7 protein-coding genes are annotated in these 5,649 nt (G+C 73.4%); 5 read left to right on the forward strand and 2 right to left on the reverse strand.

Features of this window, described 5'->3' with window-relative positions; genetic code table 11:
• On the reverse strand, positions 1-598 hold a 598-nt coding region (locus tag VHK87_RS17300; RefSeq protein WP_329636136.1), incomplete at its 3' end, for a HAMP domain-containing sensor histidine kinase.
• A gap of 251 nt (positions 599-849) precedes the next feature.
• On the opposite strand from VHK87_RS17300, the gene VHK87_RS17305 reads away from it, so the two are divergent.
• A complete protein-coding gene (locus VHK87_RS17305; RefSeq protein ID WP_329636137.1) occupies positions 850-2,463 on the forward strand; it encodes a HAMP domain-containing sensor histidine kinase in 1,614 nt (537 codons plus the stop codon).
• A gap of 38 nt (positions 2,464-2,501) precedes the next feature.
• Here the strand turns inward: VHK87_RS17305 and VHK87_RS17310 are convergent, their stop codons facing one another.
• Positions 2,502-3,398 carry a hypothetical protein gene (locus VHK87_RS17310; protein ID WP_329636138.1) on the reverse strand — a complete coding sequence of 299 codons (897 nt, stop codon included), beginning with the start codon at positions 3,396-3,398 and terminating at the stop codon, positions 2,502-2,504.
• 100 nt (positions 3,399-3,498) lie between these two features.
• Between VHK87_RS17310 and VHK87_RS17315 the strand changes: the two genes are divergently transcribed.
• From VHK87_RS17315 to VHK87_RS17330, 4 genes are all read left to right on the forward strand, one after another.
• Positions 3,499-3,831, forward strand: coding sequence for a DUF1491 family protein (locus VHK87_RS17315; RefSeq protein ID WP_329636139.1), 333 nt, complete (start codon positions 3,499-3,501; stop codon positions 3,829-3,831).
• A gap of 76 nt (positions 3,832-3,907) precedes the next feature.
• The gene (locus VHK87_RS17320; RefSeq protein ID WP_329636140.1) at positions 3,908-4,288 is read left to right on the forward strand and encodes a hypothetical protein; all 381 of its coding nucleotides are present in this window, start codon (positions 3,908-3,910) and stop codon (positions 4,286-4,288) included.
• Positions 4,289-4,330: 42 nt separating this feature from the next.
• Positions 4,331-5,377: an ATP-dependent DNA ligase gene (locus VHK87_RS17325; protein ID WP_329636141.1), complete on the forward strand. Its 1,047-nt coding sequence runs from the start codon at positions 4,331-4,333 to the stop codon at positions 5,375-5,377.
• Positions 5,378-5,455: 78 nt separating this feature from the next.
• The coding region (locus VHK87_RS17330) for a GTP-binding protein (RefSeq protein ID WP_329636142.1) at positions 5,456-5,649 on the forward strand (194 nt) is incomplete at its 3' end.

Consider the following 5,649-nt stretch of genomic DNA (forward strand, 5'->3'; position numbering starts at 1 on the left):
CCTCCGTTTTCTCGAACGGCCGCAGCAGGCGGGCCAGGTCGTCCTCGTGCACGAACGGGCCGGCGTCGCGCACGTCGATCTCGGTCCACGCGCCGGCGACCCGCAGCTGGATCAGCACCTCGGCGTCCGGCGGCGAGGCGGCCAGAGCGTTGCCGATGACATTGCCGAGCACGGTGCGGAGCCCCCGCGGATCGGCGAACGCTGTGCAGGCGCCGTCGGGGCGCGCGATACGCACCCGCCGCTCGGTCTGCAACTGCTCGACCACCTCCTCGACGGCGGCGCCCAGCGGCTCGGCGCGAGGCTCGAGGTCGCCGAGGCCGCACTCCAGCCGGGCCAGCTCCAGCAGCTGGTTGATCAGCTCCAGCAGCTTTTGGCCGCTGCCGCGGACGATTTCGGCGTATTCCTTGTACTGCGGCGCCCCAAGCGGCCCGTAGAGCTCGCCGGCCAGGATCTCCGAAAAGCCAAGGATGGAGTTCAGCGGCGTGCGCAGCTCATGGCTCATCAGTCGCAGGAAGGCGCGCTTCTGGTCCTCGGCGCTTGTGGCCGGCGCGGCCGGGAGCATCATCAGTTCGGCCAGGGGCCGGGCCGGGTCGGCCATTGACGCAGGACCTTCTGCCCCTTTGATCTGGCGGCCACCATCGCTGCCCCCGCTTACGATTTGGTTTCGCTGGGGTTTGGCGGCGGCATCGCCCGAGACGCGAGCGCACTCGCACCGCAGGTCCCGGGCGGCTAAGGTCGGCCCCGTTCCATCCGACCCGAATCTCGCGAACAGGGCCCTTGTCGATCCAGACCCCGGCAACCTCCCAGACGGCCGCTCCGCCCGCCCCGCAGGCGCGGCGTGCGCGGGCCGTGGCGGCCTGGTCCGCCGGCTGGCTGGCGGTCGTGGCCGCGGGTGCGGCGGCGCTGTGGCTGGGCAGGACCGAGGTGACCCAGCTGACCTGGGCGGCGCTCGTCGTGGGCGCGGCCCCGGCGCTGCTGGGCCTGGTCGTCGGCGGCCGGCGCGAGGCGTGGGTGGCGCTGATCCTCGCCTGGTCGGGCTGCGCCGTGGGCGCCAGCCTGCTGACCGGCGGCCTCACCGGCCCGCTCGCCTTCTGGTGCCTGGCCCCGCTGGCCGCGGCGGCGGCGACCGGGGAGGTGCGGCTGGCGGCGCTGGGCGGGGCTGCGGCCCTGATCGCCGCAGGTCTGGCGGCCATGGCCGCCATCTCGCTGCCGCCGACCCCGATCGCCAACTGGACGGATTACTGGCTGCGCCTGCTCTCCTTGGCCAGCCTTGCCGGGGGGCTGGCCGCCGGCGTGGTGCTGCTGCAGCGCCGCCAGACCGGCGAAGTCCGCCGCGGGCGGGCTGCAGAGGTGAAGATGGAGCGGCTTCTGGCCGAGCAGCCCTTCGTGCTGGTGGCCCTGGACGCTGAGGGCAAGGTGCAGTCCGCCTACGGGCCGGCCGCGCCGGGCCTGGACCCGGAGAAGCTGCCGGGCCGACGACTGGCCGATGCCGCTGAGGCCGATCAGAAGCAGATCATCGAGGCCGCCATCCGTAAGGCGCTGGCCGAGGGCGAGGCGGAAGTCAGGTTCACGCCGGCCGGCGCGGCGCAGCAGCCGGTGGCGCTGGTGCTGCGCAGGGCGGCTGCGCGACGCCTGGTGGGCGCCATGCGCTCGGCCGCCTGGCAGGCGGCGCGCGAGGGCGAGCTCGAAGAGGCCCGCGCACAGGCCGAGGCGCGCAACGCCGGCAAGTCCCGCTTCCTGGCCAACATGAGCCACGAGCTGCGCACGCCGCTGAACGCCATCATGGGCTTCTCGGACATCATGCGGGCGCGGCTGTTCGGGCCGCTCAGCGACAAGTACGCCGAGTACGCGGAGCTGATCCACGAATCCGGCGGCCACCTGCTCGACCTGATCAACGACGTGCTCGACATGTCCAAGATCGAGGCCGAGCGCTTCGAGCTGGCGCGCGAGGAGTTCGACGCCCGGGAGGCGGTGAGCGCCGTCCTGCGGCTCATGCGGGGCCAGGCCGACCGGGCGCGGATCCAGCTGCGCGGGGTGCTGCCCAAGGAGCCGCTGATGGTCGACGCCGACCGCCGGGCCATCAAGCAGATCACCCTCAACCTGATCTCCAACGCCCTTAGGTTCACGCCGGCCGATGGGCAGGTGACGGTCGCCCTGCATGAGGTGGGCGATGCGATGGAGCTGGTGGTCAGCGACACCGGCGCCGGCATCGGCCCCGAGGACCTGAAGCGGATCGGCCGCCCCTACGAGCAGGCCGGCGACGCCAACGCCCGGGCCGGCGGCACGGGCTTGGGCCTTTCGCTCGTGCGCGCCTTCGCCGAGCTGCACGGCGGCGAAATGATCATCGAGAGCCAGCCCGGCGAAGGCACCCAGGTCACCGTGAGCCTGCCCGTCCTGCTGCGCGAACACCCGCCCGTCCCGGCCGCTGTCCCGCCGGTCGAGAGCCAGGCGACGATCCACTAGGGCGATCCCCCTCCCGCCGCTTTGCGGGGGAGGTAGGACTAGCGGGCGAGCGTGAGGAACTGGCGGGCGGCGGCGAAGTCGCCGACTTCGATGTAGGCCCGCATGGTCTCCGGGGCGCCGCTGAACAGGAATTCGACGGCCACCGCCTCGCGCGGGTCGAGGCCGGCCAGCGCGCCGGCGGCCTCGGCGGGGAAGCGGAAGGCCCACCCCTGCTTCATCCCCGAGGGGGCGAGCGCCCCGGGGGCGGCCTCCCGGGCTTCGGCGGGAAAGCTCTTCAGGGCGTAGCCGGCGGGCATGCGCCGGGACAGGGGCACGGTCGCGCCGGCGCGCGTGCCGCGGCGGTCGAGCACCGGGCCCGAGGTGCGCCGCACGTCCCGCATCACCAGCCGCGCGGCGTAGGGACGCCGCCCGCCGGGGAACTCGGCCACGGCCAGCAGGGCCTCGGCCCCGTCGCGTCCGGCCAACCCGAACACCGCCGGGCGGCCGCCGATGGCGGTGGATTGGGCCAGCCGCCAGCGCGGCCGGGCGCTGGAGCCGCGGTCGGCGCGCCAGGCGCCGATCTCGCCGGGATAGGTCATGCGTTCGATGCGGGCGTAGCCCTCGAAGGCGCTGCGCACCCGCGCGGCGGCGGCGCGCAGGCTGGGGGCATCGCAGGCCTGGGCGGCGGCGCGTCGGCGGGCGTCCGCCTCGGTGGCGGCGACCTGCGCGGCCGAGGCGCCGCTCCGTCGCGAGTCCCCACGGGCCTGGGCTTGGCCGGCCGACAGGGCGGCGGCGACCTGGGGGTCGAACAGCCCGCAGCGGGCGTTTGCCGCCGACATCAGGGCGCGCTCGTGAAGCAGGTCCAGGGGAGCCGCGGCGGCGGCGCCGGCCAGCCCGGCCGCCAGCGCAGCTGCGCCCGCAAGGGCCGCGGCGCGCCTTTTGCGCGGGCTCGTCATGGACGGATGGTTTCCCCTATGGTCGTTCCCGACCGGTGACGGACAGCCTTAGGGCTCCGGCGTTTCCGTTCGGTTGACGATGTTCGTACAAAGGGCGCCGATGCTGCTTTCGACGGACGTGTGGGTGGCGGCCCTGATCCGCCGGGCCGAGCTGGGCGGAGCCTTCGCCGTGGTGGCGCGCAAGGGCGATCCGCGGGCCGGGGCGGTGATCGTCAAGGTGCTGAACCGCTCCGACAATACCGCCCGCCTTTACGCCGAGGCCACCCGCGGCGACGGCGAGCGCGTATGGATGCGGCCGGCCGCCTCGGAGCAGGAGCCCGACCTCGACCGCTATCTGGAGCGGGCCAGCCGCATCGATCCGGACCTGTGGGTGGTGGAGATCGAGGACAAGCAGGGCCGCCATTTCCTGACCGAGCCCGTGGAGCAGGGTTAGCGGCCCGGAAACCGCCTTTGGAAGCCGGTCGGAAACCCCGAAGGGTAACAGATGGCCGACAGCAGAGGTCGGCCGTATGCATTTCCTACTCAACGACGCGGTCATCAGCACGGCAGGGGTCAACCTCGCCAAGGATGGCATGGGCGCGCAGGTCGCCAACCTGTCCCTGGACGCAGTTGTGAAGCTGGGCCGGGAGATGTTCGCGGCCAACCCGACGCTGCACCGTGTGCGGCCCGAGAAGGCCCAGCGCCTGGCCGCCCTGATCCGCTTGAAGGCGCCGGAGGTGAACGCCGCCAGCTTCGCCGCCCCGCGGCCTGGCTGCGAGCCGGCCGAGGTGAAGGCCAAGTTCGCCAGCCTGGCCGTCGACGTCATCGCCGACCTTTACCGCCGCCAGCGGGACGGGGAGCTCGATACGGCCGTCGTCGAGCGCGCCATCTGGCGGCGCGTGCCGGCCTAGCGCCGGCCGGAACGGCGCGCCGCAGGGAGTGTTCTCCCCGGCATGGCGCTCTCCGACCTGCCGATTCCGCTCGACCTGCCGCCCATGGAGGCCAAGCTGGTCGACGACGTGCCGGAGGGGCCCGGCTGGTGGTTCGAGCCCAAGTGGGACGGCTTCCGGTGCCTGGCCTTTCGCGACGGCGCCGAGGTGGAGCTGAAGTCCAAGTCCGGAAAGCCGCTGACCCGCTACTTCCCCGAGGTCGCCCAGGCCCTCGCCGCCCTGCCGGCGCCCCGCTTCGTCATCGACGGCGAACTGACCATCGCCGTCGGCGGCGAGATGTCCTTCGACGCCCTGCAGATGCGGCTGCATCCGGCCGAGAGCCGCATCCGCAAGCTGGCCGCCGAGACGCCCGCGGGCCTGGTGCTGTTCGACTGCCTGCTGGACGAGAAGGGGCGCTCGTTGCTGCAGTCGCCGCTGCAAGAGCGCCGCGCCGCGCTGGAGGCGCTGGTCGCGCGCTTTGGTGAGGCCGCCGACGTGCGGCTCTCGCCGGGCACGCAGGATCCGAAGACCGCCTGCGCCTGGCTGGACCAGGTGGGCGCGGCGCTGGACGGGGTGATCGCCAAGCGGCTGGAGGGGCCCTATGAGGCCGGCGAGCGGGCGATGCTGAAGATCAAGCGTATGCGCACCGCGGACTGCGTTGTGGGCGGCTTCCGCTACGCGCAGGGCGCGCGACAGGTCGGCTCGCTGCTGCTCGGCCTCTACGACGAGGCCGGCCTGCTGCACCATGTCGGCTTCACCTCGACCATCCCGCACGCCGAGCGGCCGGCGCTGACCCAGCGGCTGGAGGCGCTGGCCGAGCCGCCAGGCTTCACCGGGTCCGCGCCCGGCGGGCCGAGCCGCTGGAGCAACGAGCGCTCCACCGAGTGGACGCCGCTGAAGCCCGAGCTCGTCGTCGAGGTCCGCTACGACCACGTCACCGGGGAGCGTTTCCGCCACGGAACCAAGCTGCTCCGCTGGCGCCCCGACAAGGCGCCCCGCCAGTGCACCTTCGAGCAGCTGAAGCCGCCGGCGAGCGCCGAGGAACTGGTGAAGCAGCTCTCGGCGGCCTGAGGACCTCGGCTGAGAGGAGGTGGCTGCGGCCACCGGCGGGTTTGCCTAAGGGGGCGGGGCGGGCTATCGGCGCACCCCATGACCTCCAACTCACCGGCCGCCGAGGCCGCGCGCCGGCGCAGCTTCGCGATCATCTCCCACCCCGACGCCGGCAAGACCACTCTCACCGAGAACTTGCTGCTGGCCGGCGGGGCCATCCGCGCGGCCGGCCAGGTGCGGGCGAGGGGCGAGAATCGCCGCACCCGCTCCGACTGGATGAAGATCGAGCGCGA

The organism is Phenylobacterium sp., from assembly GCF_036263695.1.
Classification (GTDB): Bacteria; Pseudomonadota; Alphaproteobacteria; order Caulobacterales; family Caulobacteraceae; genus Phenylobacterium.